Here is a 15797-nt window from a genome sequence, read left to right as displayed (position 1 = left end):
CGGCTCGGTGAGCCGGGGCGTTCCCTTTTGCCGTCAGGCGGTGGCGGGCTCCAGTTCGGCGTCCTTGGCCGGGACGACGGTGCCGGACGAGCCCAGCGGCGCCACCCGCGCCCCCACGGCGATCAGCGCGGCCAGGACGACGGTCACCGCGACGCCGATCCGCAGCGACGTGGCGTCCGCCAGGAAGCCGACCACGACCGGGCCGAGCAGCAGCCCGCCGTAGCCCATGGCGCCGACCTGCGCGACGGCGGCGGCCGGTTGCCCGGGCGCGGCCGTCCCGGCCAGGGAGATCGTCGTCGGGACGACGGTGCAGACCAGCAGCCCGGTCACGAAGAACCCGGCGATGGCGACCGGCGCGTTCGGGGCCACGACCACCACGGCCATGCCCAGCGCCGTGCCGACGCCGGCTCCGAACAGCAGCCGCCGGGTGCCGAGACGGGTCCTGACGCGGTCGCCGAAGAGCCGTCCGATCAGCATGGCCAGCTCGAACATCGGGTAGCCGAGCGCGGCCAGCGCCTGCGAGGCGCCCATCTCGTCGTGGAGCAGCAGCCCGCTCCAGTCGGCGATCGAGCCCTCCAGCATGAACGCGATGAACGCCAGCCCGCCGATCAGGTAGACCGCCAGCGGCATCCGGGCGCGGCCGCCCTCCGCGCCGGAGACGCGGACCGGCGGGTCGGCCAGGTAGGTGCGGCCTAGCGCGAAGCCCACCGGGAGCGACGCGATCGCGGTGACCAGCACCGTCTGGGTGAAGCTCAGCCCGAGCGCCGCCGTGGCGACGCCCACCAGCCCGCCGCTCATCGCGCCGACGCACCAGCCGGCGTGCATCCCGCTCATCACCGGACGGCGGTAGGCCTGCTCGACCACGCTGCCCTGGGCGTTCATGGCGACGTCCGCGACGCCGAAGGCCATGCCGAACAGCGCGACCGCGCCGAGCAGCAGCGGGTAGGACGGCGCCACCGCGACCAGCGCGTAGGCCACGGCCGTCGCGGGCAGCGCGACGCGCAGCACCGACCGGCTGCCCACCCGTGCCATGACCGCGCGCAGACCCTGCATGGCCACGAGCGCGCCGACACCCCAGACGAGGACGACGATGCCGACCTCGCTCTCGCTGGTGTGGAACTTCTCGGCCAGCGCGGGCATGCGGGCCACCCAGACACCGCAGATGAGCCCCGTGAGGGCGAAGGTCAGGAAGGCTCCCGTACGCGCGCGGAACAGCATGGTTCACCTCTTTCTCGGATCGTCGTGCACGCCCCTGAGCCGGGGCAGGATGATGGAACGCTCCAGCCAGGGGGCGTTACCGCTGGAGCAGGGCCAGCAGCCGCTGTTTCAGCGCGGCCAGTTCTTCGGCGCCGTAGATCTCGGGCGCGTGGCTCACCACTTCCCACAGACCCTCGGCGGCCAGGCGGACGATCGTCGCCGACGCCGGGTCCGGATCCTCGCCGGGATCTCGCCCGTGCCAGCGCGCCATGGCCTGGTTGAGCGGCTCGGCCAGCTCGGGATCGGTGGCGGCGGCCGTGATGGCCGACCATCGCCGGTAGGCGCGCGACTCACCCGAGATGATCTCGAAGGTCGCCTCGACGTACGCGCGGGTGTAGGACCCGGGCGTCCCGTCGTAGAACGAGGCGATCACCTCGTCGAACTCCTCGATGACCCGCGCCACCATCGCCTTGACCAGGGCTTCTTTGGACGAGAAGTGGTAGAGCAGACCGCCCTTGGACACCCCGGCGCGCTCGGCGACCGCCGCGAGGGTGAGCGCCTGCGTCCCGTGCTCGAAGAGCAGGGACTCGGCGGCGTCGAGCAGGGCGTTCTTTTTCATGACCTCTTTACTGTACCGACCGGACGGTACAGTTGCAAAGCCGCCCAGGAGTTTCTTTATTCCCCTCACGGCCCCTGTGACCTGCGTCTCTCCCGTCCGTCCCGTCCTTCGCACCCGATCGCCGGGGAAGAGGCCGGACGCGGATAATGTTGACGCCGTGGTGACCTACCTCGACCATGCGGCGACGACCCCGATGCGGCCCGAGGCCATCGCCGCGATGACGTCGGAACTCGCCGAACCGGGCAACCCGTCGTCCCTCCACGCGGTCGGCCGCCGCGCCCGCCGGGTGGTGGAGGAGTCCCGCGAGATCATCGCGGAGGCGTTCGGCGCCCGTCCCAGCGAGGTCGTCTTCACCTCGGGCGGCACCGAGGCCGACAACCTCGCGGTCAAGGGCGTCTACTGGGCCGCCCGCGACGCCGACCCCGCGCGCACCCGCCTGCTGGCGAGCGCCGTCGAGCACCATGCCGTCATGGACGCCGTCCAGTGGCTCGCCGACCACGAGGGCGCCCGGGTCGAATGGGTCCCCGTTGACGCCCAGGGCCGCGTCACCCCGGACGCCCTGCGCACCGCGATCGGCGCCTCCGCCGACGACATCGCGCTCATCACGGTCATGTGGGCCAACAACGAGGTCGGCACCGTCCAGCCGGTGGCCGAGCTCGCCGCGATCGCCGCCGAGCACGGCGTCCCCTTCCACACCGACGCCGTCCAGGCCGCCGCCCAGCTCCCCGTCGGCTTCGCCGCCAGCGGCGCCCAGGCCCTCACGCTCAGCGGCCACAAGCTCGGCGGCCCGCTCGGCGTCGGCGCGCTCCTGCTCAGCACGGCCCTCGACCCCGTGCCCGTCCTGCACGGCGGCGGTCAGGAACGTGACGTCCGCTCCGGCACCCTCGACACCCCCGCCATCGCGGGCTTCGCGGCGGCCGTCCGCGTCGCCGTCGCCCAGCGGGACGAGGAGGCGGCCCGCCTGGCGTCCCTGCGCGACCGCCTGATCGCCGCGGTCCGCGAGGTCGTTCCCGACGCCGTCCTCAACGGCGACCCGGTAGACCGCCTCCCCGGCAACGCCCACTTCTCGTTCCCCGGGTGCGAGGGCGACGCCCTTCTCATGCTCCTGGACGCCCGGGGCATCGCCTGCTCCACCGGCTCGGCCTGCTCCGCGGGCGTCTCGCAGCCCAGCCACGTCCTGCTGGCCATGGGCGAGCCCCCGGCCCGAGCCCGAAGCTCCCTGCGCTTCTCCCTGGGCCACACCACCACCGAAGCCGACATCCAAGCCCTCACCACGGCCATCGCCCCCGCCGTGACCCGAGCCCGCCGAGCCGGCCTCACCTAGGGCGGTTCTTTGCTTTCGGGGTCCAGGGGCGAAGCCCCTGGCGAGGGGTGCGGGGGCGAGGAGCCCCTGCCAAGGGTTGTGCCGCCCGGAACGGAGCGCCAGCGAAGTGCAGGGCGGCGCAACCCGCCCCGGGGGGCGTGGGGGGTCGTCCCCCCACACCAGCTAAGGACGGAAGGGGGAGAGCGCGCTCCAGGCCGGGTCGCTGGCTGACTCGACCTTGGCCTTGCCTTCGGGCCAGGCGGCCGCGAGCTGGTCGAGGTCGCTGATGACGCCGGAGTCGGGGTCGGCGTAGAGGGTGAAGACGCGCAGGCCGTCACCGGTCTGGCGGACGGCCAGGACGGCACGGTCGCCCAGGGCGGTGAGCTTCTTCTCGAACTCGCGCAGGGCGGAGGCCGAGGGCTCTACGGGGAGGCGGTCGGGGTTGCTCTTGGCATACGGGACCGAGATCGACACGTGGAGGTCGCAGAGCGGGTAGTCCTGGCGGTGCAGGGGAAAGCGCGCGCTCAGACGGGCGGGGTGGCCCCTGGGTGTGCGGTACTCGGCCTCAAGCCAGGCGGGCTCGTCGAAGTTCTCGGTGATCTGCTCGACGACCGAGGGGAGGAGCCCCGGGGGGAGCGCGTCCATCGGGGCCTCGGTGGCGATGGAGACATCGCCGATCCAGCGGGCCACGTCGTCCTCGCCCAGGGCCCAGTCGAGGACGTGGACGGCCACCTGCAGCCGCTGCTCGTCGGAGACGAACAGGAAGTCGGGGTGGTAGGCCAGCACGTGCACCCGGGCGCGGGCCTGGTCGGCGCGCATGCCGAACCTGACGTACTCCAGGTCGAACTCGTGGTCGCCCAGGACGAGCTCCTGGGTGAGCATCTCGGGGTCGGCCTGGCGGGACGGGTGGAAGTGCCAGCCGCCGTCGTCCGGCGCGACCAGGCTCCAGCGCTCGGCCAGGCCGCGCAGCTCGGGGTCGCCGCCGCCGGTCAGCGTGAGGCTCGCGGGACGCTCGTCGCCGCCGCCGACCTCCCACTGGAGACGCGGATGGATCTTGTGGACGCGCCGGGACAGCTCCTCGACGATGTCGGCGGACAGGCCGTCGCCTGCCGGGGATGAGGACAGCGCGGACTCGATCGTCGGGCGGGCCTGTGACCACCATTCCCAGAACTCGGCGACGGCGAGTGGCGTGGACGGAGACGTGTCGCGGGGGCGTCGGAAAATTCCCATGGCGGGAGTCATCGTACGCGGGTTTGATGGGCACCGGCCTGCACCGCCTACCCTGGAGGGGTTATGACTTTGCGCGTACTTGCCGCCATGTCGGGCGGCGTCGACTCGGCCGTGGCCGCCGCCCGCGCGGCCGAGGCCGGTCACGACGTGACCGGCGTCCATATGGCGCTGTCCAGCAACCCCCAGTCGTACCGGACGGGGGCGCGCGGCTGCTGCACCCTGGAAGACTCCCGGGACGCGCGCCGCGCGGCGGACGCCATCGGCATCCCCTTCTACATCTGGGACCTCGCGGAGCGCTTCCACCAGGACGTGGTGGAGGACTTCGTCTCCGAATACGCCGCGGGACGCACCCCCAACCCGTGCCTGCGCTGCAACGAGAAGATCAAGTTCGAGGCCCTGCTCGACAAGGCGCTCGCGCTGGGCTTCGACGCGGTCTGCACGGGCCACTACGCACAGCTGGACGGCGGCGTCCTGCGCCGGGGCGTCGACATGGGCAAGGACCAGTCGTACGTGCTGGCGGTGTGCACGCCCGAGCAGCTCGCGCACGCGATGTTCCCGCTGGGCGACACCACCAAGGACGACATCCGCGTGGAGGCCGAGCGGCGCGGGCTCCAGGTCGCGGCCAAGCCCGACAGCCACGACGTCTGCTTCATCGCCGACGGCGACACCAAGGGGTTCCTGGCCGAGCGGCTGGGCACGTCCCCGGGGGCGATCCTCGACGAGGCCGGCAACGAGGTGGGCGAGCACGAGGGCGCCTACGCGTACACGGTCGGGCAGCGCAAGGGCCTGCGGCTCGGGCGTCCGGCCCCCGATGGGCGTCCGCGCTATGTGCTCGATATCTCACCGGTGAACAACACCGTGACGGTCGGGCCGCGCGAGGCGCTCGACGTCGACGAGATCGTGAGCGAGCGTCCCGTATGGCTCGCTCCTGTGCCGACGGGCCCTTTCGCCTGCCAGGTGCAGTTGCGGGCACACGGCGAGGTCTACGACTGCGTCGCCGAGCCCGACGGCGATCGGGTGCGGATGCGGCTGGCGTCGCCCGCGCGCGGGGTGGCGGCGGGGCAGGCCGCGGTGCTCTACCAGGGCGATCGGGTGCTGGGATCTGCGACGATCTCCGAGACGGCCCGCGTCCCCGCCTGAGCCCGGGGACGGCGCAGACCTGAAAGGGGTCACTCGGTGAAGTTCGGCGTTTCGACGTTCGTCACGGACGAGGGCATCGGCGCTGCCGCCCTGGGGCGCGCGCTGGAGGAGCGGGGGTTCGAGGCCCTGTTCGTGGCCGAGCACACCCACATCCCCGTAAAGCGCGAAACGCCGTGGCCGGGCGGCGCCGACCTGCCGCGCCACTACTACCGGACGCTCGACCCGCTGGTGACGCTCACGGCGGCCGCGTCGGCGACCGAGCGGCTCCTGGTCGGCACGGGCATCGCGCTGGTGATCCAGCGCGACCCGATCGTCCTGGCCAAGGAGGTCGCCTCGCTCGACCTGATCTCGGGCGGGCGCGCCGTGCTCGGCGTCGGCGCCGGGTGGAACCGCGAGGAGATGCGCAACCACGGCACCGACCCGGTGACGCGGATGCGGCTGCTGCGCGAGCGCGTCCTGGCGATCAAGGAGCTGTGGACGCGGGACGAGGCCGAGTTCCACGGGGAGTTCGTCGACTTCGACCCGGTGCTCTCCTACCCGAAGCCAGTGCAAGACCCGCACCCGCCCGTTCTGATCGGGGGCTCGGGCCCCACGACGTTCGACCGGGTCCTGGAGTTCGGCGACGGGTGGATGCCGATCTACGGCCGGGGCACCGACGAACTCGGCGCGCAGATCGCCGACCTGCGCGAACGCGCTGGGCGCCGCCTGCCGGTGACGTTGTTCAGCGTCCCGCCCAAGCCCGCGGTGATCGAAGAGCTGGACGCCGCCGGAGCCGACCGGTTGCTGTTCAACCTGCCCACCGAGCCCGAGGCCGCGACCCTCGAACGCCTGGACGCGCTTGCGCGGCTGCTCTGACGTCCCCCGATAGGGTTGGCGCCGTGGTCGATGACGGTTTCCCCTGGGGCGTGGGCAGTGCGAGCGGTGTCGGGTCCTACCCGGGAGACGATCCGCGCGAAGCCTTGCGTGTGGTCTTGGGGGAGCTGCCCGATCTGCCGCACCTGCCCGAACTGCCCGCGCGGGGCCCCGGCGCCGACCTGACCGGACGCACGGCGGGCCTTCTCGTCGACCTGCCCGTGCGCGTCGAGCCGTCCGGGTGGCGCTTCTCCGACCATCCCGGCCGCGACACCCGGCGCTCGCTCGACCATCTGGCCCGCGACCTGGACGTCCTGGAGGAGTTGGCGGGCGGGCACGACGGCCCGTTCAAGATCCAGGTCTGCGGTCCGTGGACGCTGGCCTCGACCATCGAACTGCGCAACGGGGAGCGCGCCCTGAAGGACCGGGGCGCGGTCCGCGACCTGATCGCCTCGCTCGCCGAGGGCGTCTCCCGCCACGTCGCCGACGTGCGTCGCAGGATGCCCGCCGCGCGGATCCTGGTGCAGTTCGACGAGCCCGCGCTGCCGTCGGCGCTGGCCGGGAGCATCCCCACGGCCAGCGGGTTCTCGCGGCTCGCGGCCGTCGAGGCGCCCGTGGCCCAGGACGGCCTGCGCACGGTGATCGAGGCGTCGGGCGCGTACTCGGTGGTGCACTGCTGCGCGCGGGGCGTCCCGTATGAGCTTCTTCGCGGCGCGGGAGCCAGGGCCCTTTCGGTCGACCTGAGCCTGGTTCCCACCCGGGGCGACGACGCGATCGGGGAGACCATCGACGCGGGCGTCGGCCTGTTCCTCGGCGTCCTGCCGGGGGTCGACGGGCCGCTGCCGTCCCTCGACGCCACCGCCACGCCCGTCCGGGAGCTGTGGCGCCGTTTCGGGTTCCCGCCCGCGAAGCTGGCCGAGCAGGTCGTGTTGACACCCGGGTGCGGCATGGCGGGCGCGTCGCCGAAATACGTCCGCGAGGCCCTGAAACGCTGCCGCGAGGCCGCCCGGATGCTCCATGAAGCGGCGGAATAGCCCGGCTCCGGTGCTGGCGTTTATGTCAGTGGTGCAGGTCAGAATAGGGGCATGACCTTGAGCGAAGGTGTGCCCACGGCGGCGGCGCGGCGTCACGCCGAACTGAGCGAGCGACTCGACGAGGCCAACTACCGGTACTACGTCCTCGACGATCCGACGCTGGCCGACGCCGACTACGACCGCATGATGCGCGAGCTGGCCGAGCTGGAAAGCGCGCATCCGTCGTTGGTCACGCCCGACTCGCCGACGCAGAAGGTCGGCGCGCCCATCGTCACCGATTTCGCCACCGTCGGGCATCTGGAGCGGATGCAGAGCCTCGACAACGCGATGAACGGCGACGAGCTGCTGGCGTGGGACGAGCGGGTCGTCAAGGAGGTCGGCGAGGTCGCCGGGTACCTCTGCGAGCTCAAGATCGACGGGCTGGCGGTCGCGCTCGTCTACCGCGACGGGCGGCTGGTGCGCGGCGTCACCCGGGGCGACGGGCGTACGGGTGAAGACGTCACCAACAACATCCGCACCATCGCGTCCATCCCGACCCGGCTCGCGGGGGAGGGCTGGCCCGAGACGCTCGAGGTCCGCGGCGAGGTCTTCCTGCCGGTCGAGGGGTTCGAGCAGGTCAACGAGGCGCAGGCCGAGGCGGGCAAAGAGCCGTTCGCCAACCCGCGCAACGCCGCCGCGGGCTCGCTGCGCCAGAAGGACCCGCGCGTCACCGCGCGGCGCCCCCTGGGAATGCTCGTCCACGGGTTCGGCGCGTGGCAGGGCGGCAAGCAGCCCGACACCCAGGCCGAGGCATACGAGCTGATGCGCGAGTGGGGGCTGCCGGTCAGCGACCGGTACAAGGTGCTCAGCGGGCTCGACGCCGTCCGCGAGTACATCGAGTACTACGGCGAGCACCGCCACGACCCCGACTACGAGATCGACGGCGTGGTCGTCAAGGTCGACCAGTTCGCGCTCCAGCGGCGCCTGGGGTCCACCTCGCGCGCCCCCCGTTGGGCCATCGCGTGGAAGTACCCGCCCGAAGAGGTCAACACCAAGCTTCTCGACATCAAGGTCGGCGTGGGGCGCACCGGGCGAGTCACCCCCTACGGCGTCATGGCCCCGATCAAGGTCGCGGGCTCCACGGTCGAGCGGGCCACGCTGCACAACGCCAGCGAGGTCAAGCGCAAGGGCGTGCTGATCGGCGACACCGTGGTGCTGCGCAAGGCCGGCGACGTGATCCCCGAGATCGTGGCGCCGGTGACCGCCCTGCGCGACGGGTCCGAGCGCGAGTTCACCATGCCCGCGTCCTGCCCCGAGTGCGGCACCGAGCTGGCCTACGAGAAGGAGGGCGACGCCGACATCCGGTGCCCCAACGCCCGCTCGTGCCCCGCCCAGCTCCGTGAGCGGATCTTCTTCCTGGCCAACCGCAGGGCGCTCGACATCGAGGCGCTGGGCTATGTCGCCGCGACCGCGCTCACCCAGCCGCTGGAGCCGAAAGACCCGCCGGTCAAGGACGAGGGCGACCTGTTCCACCTGACCGTCGAGCAGCTGCTGCCGATCCGCAGCCTGGTCCTCGACCCCGGCACCGGCCTGCCCAAGACCGACCCGAAGACCGGCGAAGACAAGGTCGTCACGTTCTTCGCCAACAAGGAGGGCGAGCCCAAGAAGACCGTCGAGGTCCTGTTCGAGGAGCTGGAGAAGGCCAAGAAGCAGCCGCTGTGGCGCGTGCTGGTGGCGCTGTCGATCCGGCACGTGGGGCCAGCCGCCGCGCAGGACCTCGCCCGCGAGCTGGGCTCGATCGACGCCATCCGCGAGGCCACCGAGGAGGAACTGGCCGCCGTCGACGGGGTCGGCCCGACGATCGCGGCCTCGATCAAGCGGTGGTTCGAGGTCGACTGGCATCGCGACATCGTCCGCAAGTGGGCCGAGGCGGGCGTGCGGATGGCCGACGAGGGCGCCGACGGGCCGCGTCCCCTCGAAGGGGTCTCCGTGGTGATCACCGGTTCGCTGGACGAGTTCAGCCGCGACTCGGCCACCGAGGCCGTCCAGGCGCTCGGCGGGAAGGTCACTGGATCGGTGTCGAAGAAAACGGGCTTCGTGGTCGTGGGCGACAGTCCCGGGTCCAAATACGACAAAGCTGTCAAGCTGGGCGTGCCGGTCCTGGACGAGGGCGGACTGAAGGTTCTGCTCGCCGATGGGCCAGATGCGGCCAGAAGCGTAACGCTCGGCGGGGACGATTGACGGAGGGTGCTCGTTCCATGATTTACCAGCATAGAGTCACCCAGGGGTACGATCCCACTACCGTATGAGCGCGGGTTGGTGCAGAATGGGCATAACGGAACGTACGCAATCGGTTTCGCGAAGTTGAGCAAAGGTCGTACCCTCCCTGTCATCACTACCCCCAGAATCTCCGGAGGCCCCACCGGGGGAGGCCACCGGTGGTCCTCGTCGAAGGGTGGGCCGCACGCCCCCGGATAGGACCTCTCGGGGCCGCCCTCCTACAGGCGGGACGGCTCCGTCCGGAACCTCCCGGCCGGGCGCGCGCAACACACGCACCCGGCGGCCGCCACCGAGGGCCGACCCCTCCGCACCCCCGAGGATGTGATGAAGGACCCGAACAACACGCGGAACACGCTGCCGCGCCGCGGTTCCCCGTTGTGGATCTTCTTCGTCGTCGTCATCCTGCTCGGCGCGGTGGCACTCGCCGTCTCCCTCCAGGCGCTGACGGCCGACGACGTCGACGCGCTGGCGCACATGCCGGCCTTCTGGATCCTGGCCTGCCTGATCATCTTCGGCGAGCTGCGGCCGATCATCACGCCCGGCTCGACGGAGAACAGCGGCGCCTCGACGTCCACCACCTTCTCCTTCGCCGCGCTGCTCTACCTCGGCCTGCCCGCCGCCGCCCTGCTGCGCGCGGTCGCCGTGATCATCTGCGGCGTCCTGTGGGGACGCTCGCCGCACCGCATCGCCTTCAACGTCGCCCAGTTCACGCTGGCCCTCGGCAGCGCCCACCTCGTCCTGGCCCTGTTCGGCATCAGCGCCACCCCCATGGGCCCGTGGGTCCCGCAAGGCTCCGACCTCCCCGCGATCGCCCTGGCCGGCGCGATCTACTTCATCTGCAACGACACCCTGGTCGGCTCCGCGGTCGCCCTCCACGAGCGCGTGTCGCTGATCAAGGCGCTGCGCTGGGACCTCGGCTACCAGGTCCTGGTCCACCTGGCCCTGCTCGGCCTGGCCCCGCTGATCGTCGTGGCGACCCACCGCTCGGCCGCGTTCGTCCCGCTGATCGTCCTGCCGTTCATCGCGGTCTATCTCAACGCCTCGGTCTCCGTCCGCCGCGAGCACCAGGCCCTGCACGACGGCCTGACGGGCCTGCCCAACCGCAAGCTCCTCATCGTCCGCACCGAAGAGGCCCTCGCCGCCGCCCGCAGCCCGGTCATGCGCCGCCCGGTCGCCCGCCGCAAGGACGCCGAACGTCCCGGCCAAAGAGTCGGGCTCTTCCTCCTCGACCTGGACCGCTTCAAAGAGGTCAACGACACCCTCGGCCACCCCACCGGCGACCGCCTCCTCCAGCTCGTCGCCCACCGCCTGACCCACAGCGTCCGGCCCGGCGACCTGGTGGCCCGCCTCGGCGGCGACGAGTTCGCCGTCCTGCTGCCCACCATCCGCGACGCCGCCGCCGCCCGCGAGGTCGCCGCCCGCCTCCGCGCCGCCCTCAGCGAACCCGTCCGCCTGGACGGCATGTCGTTCGACCTGGAAGCCAGCGTCGGCATCGCCCTCTTCCCCGACCACGCCCCCGACTTCGAGCTCCTCCTCCAACGCGCCGACGTCGCCATGTACTGCGCCAAAGAAAGCCGCACCGGCGTAGAGGTCTACTCAGCGGCCAACGACCGCAACTCGCCCGCCCGCCTCACCATGCTCGGCGACCTGCGCCGCGCCGTCGACCGCGGCGAGCTCGAACTGTTCTACCAACCCAAGATCACCATGCACGACGGCCAGCTCGCCGGCATGGAAGCCCTGGTCCGCTGGCGCCACCCCGACCGCGGCCTGCTCGAACCCGAGCACTTCCTCCCGATCGCCGAGCAGACCTACCTCATGCGCTCGATCACCCACCACGTCGTCGGCGTCGCCCTGGCCCAGGCCGCCGCCTGGTGGCGCGAGGACCTCGCCGTCCAGGTCGCCGTGAACGCCTCCGGCCGCGACCTCCTCGACACGGGCCTGGCCGACGTCATCGAATCCGGCCTCCTGGAACGCGGCCTCCCCGCCGCCGCCCTCCAACTGGAGATCACCGAACGCGTCCTCATGAACGAGGCCGCCTACGCCTCCGACACCGTCACCGCCCTGGCCAAGCTCGGCATCCCCCTCAGCCTGGACGACTTCGGCACCGGCTACTCGTCCCTCGTCCGCCTCAAGCGCCTCCCGGTCGAGGAAATCAAGATCGACGCCTCCTTCGTCCGCCGCGTGGCCGACTCTCCCGACGACGCCGTCATCGTCCGCTCCATCGTCGACCTCGTCCGCACCCTGGGCCTCCGCTCCGTCGCCGAAGGCGTAGAAGACCCCGTCACCGCCCGCCTCCTCCGCGAAATGGGCTGCGACGCCGCCCAGGGCTGGCACTACGGCCGCCCCATGGACGCCGCCACCGCCACAGACTGGCTAAGAACCCGAATGCAAAGAGCCCCCGAACCCGCCGCCTAACCAAAGGCAAGGCCCTCGCTAACGCTCGGACAGCCCCATTGGGGGCTCCCGCCCCCAAACCCCCAGGCGGGGGGCTCCCCCCCCGCACCCCCTCCACTCAGATAGCGATAGCCCACATCGGGTGGCCGCCCACACGCGCCAATCCGCCACCCAGCCCCATACTCACCGACGTCTCCCGCCACCTACGAGCGCGGCAATCCCAGCGATAGCGCGAAACGCGAAGCCACTCGCTCCGGCCGCACCACTCACCAACGTTGGTCCGCAGACGCCTTCACACTCCAAACGACACTGCCCGCACCCAACGAGCGACTCCGCCCCTCGACCTGGCATCCAGGCTCAGACGGCCCGCCACCCACAAGGCCCTCGCTCCGCTCGGACAGTCCTATTGGGGCTTCGCCCCAAACCCCGGTGGGGCTTCGCCCCAAACCCCCACAGGCGTCATCGTCCTACCTCGAACCAAACGGTCACCCGGCGGCTACACGGATCTGCGATCTCGAAGCCCCACCGGTTGGAGAGCCCCTCCACCAGCAGCAGAACTCGTCCCGATTCAGGGTTCTGGCCGGTGACCTCCGGAATCCTCGGCAGCGAGGACCCGCCTCCGTCGTCCTGGACCTCTATCCTCCCGACCCCAAACCCCCAGTTGGGTACGAGGGTTTTCGGCCTGGTGTCGTCTCGATCGTTCTTTCGGAGTATGACCAGGTAGACGGCACTTCCCGGGTTCGGAGTGTTGGAGCCACTCAGGCCCCCTGGGGCGTGTGGGGAGTCTGGGGCTCAATGCCCGTCCGGCATGGCAGCCAGGAACTCGTCGATCCACTCGGCCTTCTGCTGGTCTTCCGGCATGTCCGCCAAGCCGTCAGAGATCAGGTCGGTTGCCATGGACACATGGCCAAGGGTGGCATGTGTCAACCCCGCGTTCATGACGAAGAACGGCCTGGAGTACCAGTAGGCATACGGCAGTGGTTCATCCAGCGTGGCCAGGTCGATTCCGCCGACAGCTTGGTCCAGGAGCCGCCCCGCCCTCATTACATCGCCCATAAGAGCAAGAACCCTCGCGTACTGGAAGTTGTTGTAGGTGTCTTGGGCAGGGTGCACGCCCTTGATGCGCCAGGCCGCGCCGGTGAGCCCTTCGCTGGCCCAAACGTTCCCAAGGCGGCCCGCCATGTAGCCCTTGAACGAGAGCACGTGAGAGGCAAGACTCGGATCATCCGCTTCCGCTGCGTACTCCGAGGCCCTGTCGAACCACTTACGGGCCTGCCCCCTTCGGCGGTTCTCCAGTTCGATCCAGCCCGCGAAGTTGGCCCACTGGCCGGCTAAGTCCACCATGGCCTTCCGGCCGGGGCCATGGGCATCTTCAGCAAGCTTCACAACGAGACGCGCTTGCGACAGGACTGGGGCTCGTACACGCTCTGCCCCTTGCACATCCTCAGCCCGACGCAGGGACGCCAGTGACTCGGCCATCGACTCGGGCGTCGGTTCTATCAGAGGCACACCGCACAACTCTTCCAACGCCGCGACCAGGTGCGGAGAGGGAACCTGCTTCCCGGAGAGGACACGGGAGAGGTAAGCGTGGTCGTAGTTGAGTCGCCGGGCTGCCGCACGCACGGAGAGCCCCTGCGCGGTGAGCGCTTCTCGGAGGTCCTTCGGTGACTGCATCCTGGTCACCAGGTTACCTCTGGAGTTGGATCACGGCAGGTTCTTGACTTCTAGCCATGAACTTCGACAGGCCCCGCAGAAACGAGACTCCTTCTCCGCAGACTCCGCAGCAGCGGGCGGAAGGCCTTAGGCGAAGGCACCAGGGGCGCCGTCGTGATCGCGTTCCTTCTTTCAAACGTGACGGCGATGGCTGTGACGATCATTGGGTACGGCGTTGCGTACATGCTCGTGGGCCCGGTGTTGGGCTTCATCGCGGGGGCCGGTGATATGGACTGCTCCAGCATCCAAGATCTACAGCGGGTCGTGATGAGGCTCGCTGTGGAAGTGGTCAGGGCCGCCTACGCAGAAGCCCTGCTCAAGCATGAACTTCCGCCGTCCACGGTCGGGCTGATCCACATCTACGCGGACGAGAACATTGCCGCCCTGGACGAGACGTCAGGCGATCCGTTGGACGGCTTGTTGGACGTGGCGCATGACCTGATGAACGAGCGCTACGACGCGTTCGGGCATTCGCCCCCCCATAGACCCCTCCGGACGGGCGGCGTTCCCCGAGTGAGTCACAACATCCCGTGACCCGTCCGCCCGGAGGCACCAAGGCGCGGCAACCCGTCGCACCCCGAGGCTCTGAGGAGGAGCCGAGATGACCATGGCCCCCGAGAGGACAGTCAACGCCGTCATGGACGGTCGCGAGCATCGCGACCCCCGAGAGTTGGTCCCGCCTGAGGTCTTTGACCTCCTGGTGGCCGACGTCATCAAGGACAACCACGTCACGCGGCAGTATGCCGAGAGGATGATGGGTCAAGCTCTCGTCTTCCTCAAGGCCCAGGCCAACATCACGCGGGCCTACGACGCTGATCCCGCCGAGTGGACGCGGATTGTGCCCTCGATACCGGTCGATGAGGGATGGCACGCCTTCATCAAGCGCTCTCAGCCCTATCTCGCCTTTGGTGAGGAGCACGCGGGCCGCTACATCCATCATGTCCCGGTCCTGGACGAGGACATCCTGTCGGGTGCGGCGCTGGCCCGGACCATCCCGGAGTTGCATGCCACGGGCTACCAGGTGGACATGGAATTCTGGGACAACGAAGGAGCGGGCTGCTGCCCGCCGGAGTGCAGCCCTCCGGGCGGCGGCTGACCATCTGAAGGGTGGAGATGCGTAGCGACTGGGACGAGCTTCCCAGAGAGACCCGGGAAGCGATCGAGGACCGAACCGGCCCGATCAGCGACGTCCAACCGGCCAGCGCGGGCATCCATGCGGACATCGCGTCCACGGTGCACGCGGCATGCGGGACGACCTTCGTCAAGGCCGCGCGGAAGCTACCGGACAAAGACGGTTCCGAGGTTCGGTCGTTGCGCAGGGAAGCCACAATCACCCCGTGTGTACCTGAGTTCGCCCCCCGGTTTCTGTGGCAGATCGAGGCCGGGGGGTGGCTCGTGCTCGGCTTCGAATATGTCGGGGGCCGCCACGCGGACTATGCGCCTGGCTCCCCAGATCTTGCTGTCCTGGCCAAGACGGTCCATCAGCTCCAGAACACAGCCTGTCCCGATGTGGTGGAGATGCGGGTTGAACGGCGCTGGGGTGCCGTTGCCGACGACGTGTCCACGATCGCAGGTGACTTCCTGCTTCACACTGACCTCAACCCCGCCAACATCCTGCTCACGTCCGATGACCGCGCCTACGTCGTGGACTGGGGCTTCACCTCACGTGGAGCCCCATGGGTCGAGATAGGCCAGATCATCCCCTGGTTGATCAGAGCCGGCCACACTCCGGCCGAAGCAGAGGAATGGGCCTGTCGGTTTCCGACATGGACGGCTGCCGATCCGGCCGCCATCGACCTGTACGCGGACCTGTCCGCCGAACGATGGCTACGGCACAGCGCCGCCAACCCCACTTCCCAGGTTCCCCAGTACGTCACCATCGCTCAGCGGTGGGCGGACTACCGCCGCTCGTTGTAGGACTTCGACAACCGCTCTCGCTGAGAGCGAGTTCGACCAGACGTGGGAGATCGAACGCGGCCGGAGCCGCGCATACCACTACGTAGAGCACCCGCCGACTGGCGGTACGCACATGGCCAATCCTAACGGCCATCCCAAC

13 protein-coding genes are annotated in these 15797 nt (G+C 70.2%); 9 read left to right on the top strand and 4 right to left on the bottom strand.

Annotated features, from left to right (window positions below):
- Positions 1 to 33 precede the first annotated feature (33 nt).
- Both ACQPY4_RS31370 and ACQPY4_RS31365 read right to left on the bottom strand, forming a co-directional pair.
- Positions 34 to 1218, bottom strand: coding sequence for an MFS transporter (locus ACQPY4_RS31370; RefSeq protein WP_433326991.1), 1185 nt, complete (start codon positions 1216 to 1218; stop codon positions 34 to 36).
- Positions 1219 to 1294: 76 nt separating this feature from the next.
- On the bottom strand, positions 1295 to 1816 hold the full coding sequence (locus ACQPY4_RS31365) for a TetR/AcrR family transcriptional regulator (RefSeq protein WP_433326989.1): 522 nt from the start codon (positions 1814 to 1816) through the stop codon (positions 1295 to 1297).
- Positions 1817 to 1976: 160 nt separating this feature from the next.
- On the opposite strand from ACQPY4_RS31365, the gene ACQPY4_RS31360 reads away from it, so the two are divergent.
- A complete protein-coding gene (locus ACQPY4_RS31360) occupies positions 1977 to 3140 on the top strand; it encodes a cysteine desulfurase family protein (RefSeq protein ID WP_433339106.1) in 1164 nt (387 codons plus the stop codon).
- Positions 3141 to 3302: 162 nt separating this feature from the next.
- Here ACQPY4_RS31360 and ACQPY4_RS31355 read toward each other — a convergent pair whose 3' ends face one another.
- Entirely contained in the window at positions 3303 to 4349 is a 1047-nt protein-coding gene (locus ACQPY4_RS31355; protein WP_433326987.1) for a DUF695 domain-containing protein, read from the bottom strand.
- 63 nt (positions 4350 to 4412) lie between these two features.
- Here ACQPY4_RS31355 and mnmA point away from each other — a divergent pair, with 63 nt between their 5' ends.
- From mnmA to ACQPY4_RS31330, 5 genes are all read left to right on the top strand, one after another.
- On the top strand, positions 4413 to 5489 hold the full coding sequence (mnmA, locus tag ACQPY4_RS31350) for a tRNA 2-thiouridine(34) synthase MnmA (RefSeq protein WP_433326985.1): 1077 nt from the start codon (positions 4413 to 4415) through the stop codon (positions 5487 to 5489).
- 36 nt (positions 5490 to 5525) lie between these two features.
- Positions 5526 to 6344, top strand: coding sequence for an LLM class F420-dependent oxidoreductase (locus ACQPY4_RS31345; protein ID WP_433326983.1), 819 nt, complete (start codon positions 5526 to 5528; stop codon positions 6342 to 6344).
- Positions 6345 to 6367: 23 nt separating this feature from the next.
- Complete coding sequence (locus ACQPY4_RS31340; RefSeq protein ID WP_433326981.1) at positions 6368 to 7375, top strand: methionine synthase; 1008 nt, start codon at positions 6368 to 6370, stop codon at positions 7373 to 7375.
- A gap of 51 nt (positions 7376 to 7426) precedes the next feature.
- A complete protein-coding gene (ligA, locus tag ACQPY4_RS31335; RefSeq protein WP_433326979.1) occupies positions 7427 to 9595 on the top strand; it encodes an NAD-dependent DNA ligase LigA in 2169 nt (722 codons plus the stop codon).
- A 363-nt stretch (positions 9596 to 9958) separates the two neighbouring features.
- The gene (locus tag ACQPY4_RS31330; RefSeq protein ID WP_433326977.1) at positions 9959 to 12049 is read left to right on the top strand and encodes a putative bifunctional diguanylate cyclase/phosphodiesterase; all 2091 of its coding nucleotides are present in this window, start codon (positions 9959 to 9961) and stop codon (positions 12047 to 12049) included.
- A gap of 771 nt (positions 12050 to 12820) precedes the next feature.
- Here the strand turns inward: ACQPY4_RS31330 and ACQPY4_RS31325 are convergent.
- Positions 12821 to 13702: a helix-turn-helix domain-containing protein gene (locus tag ACQPY4_RS31325; RefSeq protein WP_433339104.1), complete on the bottom strand. Its 882-nt coding sequence runs from the start codon at positions 13700 to 13702 to the stop codon at positions 12821 to 12823.
- A 153-nt stretch (positions 13703 to 13855) separates the two neighbouring features.
- On the opposite strand from ACQPY4_RS31325, the gene ACQPY4_RS31320 reads away from it, so the two are divergent.
- The 3 genes from ACQPY4_RS31320 to ACQPY4_RS31310 all read left to right on the top strand — a co-directional run bounded on the left by ACQPY4_RS31320 (position 13856) and on the right by ACQPY4_RS31310 (position 15658).
- The gene (locus tag ACQPY4_RS31320) at positions 13856 to 14275 is read left to right on the top strand and encodes a hypothetical protein (protein WP_433326975.1); all 420 of its coding nucleotides are present in this window, start codon (positions 13856 to 13858) and stop codon (positions 14273 to 14275) included.
- Positions 14276 to 14342: 67 nt separating this feature from the next.
- Complete coding sequence (locus ACQPY4_RS31315; protein ID WP_433326973.1) at positions 14343 to 14837, top strand: hypothetical protein; 495 nt, start codon at positions 14343 to 14345, stop codon at positions 14835 to 14837.
- Positions 14838 to 14854: 17 nt separating this feature from the next.
- On the top strand, positions 14855 to 15658 hold the full coding sequence (locus ACQPY4_RS31310; protein WP_433339102.1) for a phosphotransferase: 804 nt from the start codon (positions 14855 to 14857) through the stop codon (positions 15656 to 15658).
- Positions 15659 to 15797: the final 139 nt, after the last annotated feature.

It is taken from the genome of Spirillospora sp. CA-294931 (genome assembly GCF_050946795.1).
In the GTDB taxonomy this organism is placed as follows: Bacteria; Actinomycetota; Actinomycetes; order Streptosporangiales; family Streptosporangiaceae; genus Spirillospora.
Note: the sequence above shows the minus strand (reverse complement) of the source record. Positions and strands in the feature narration are given on the sequence as shown.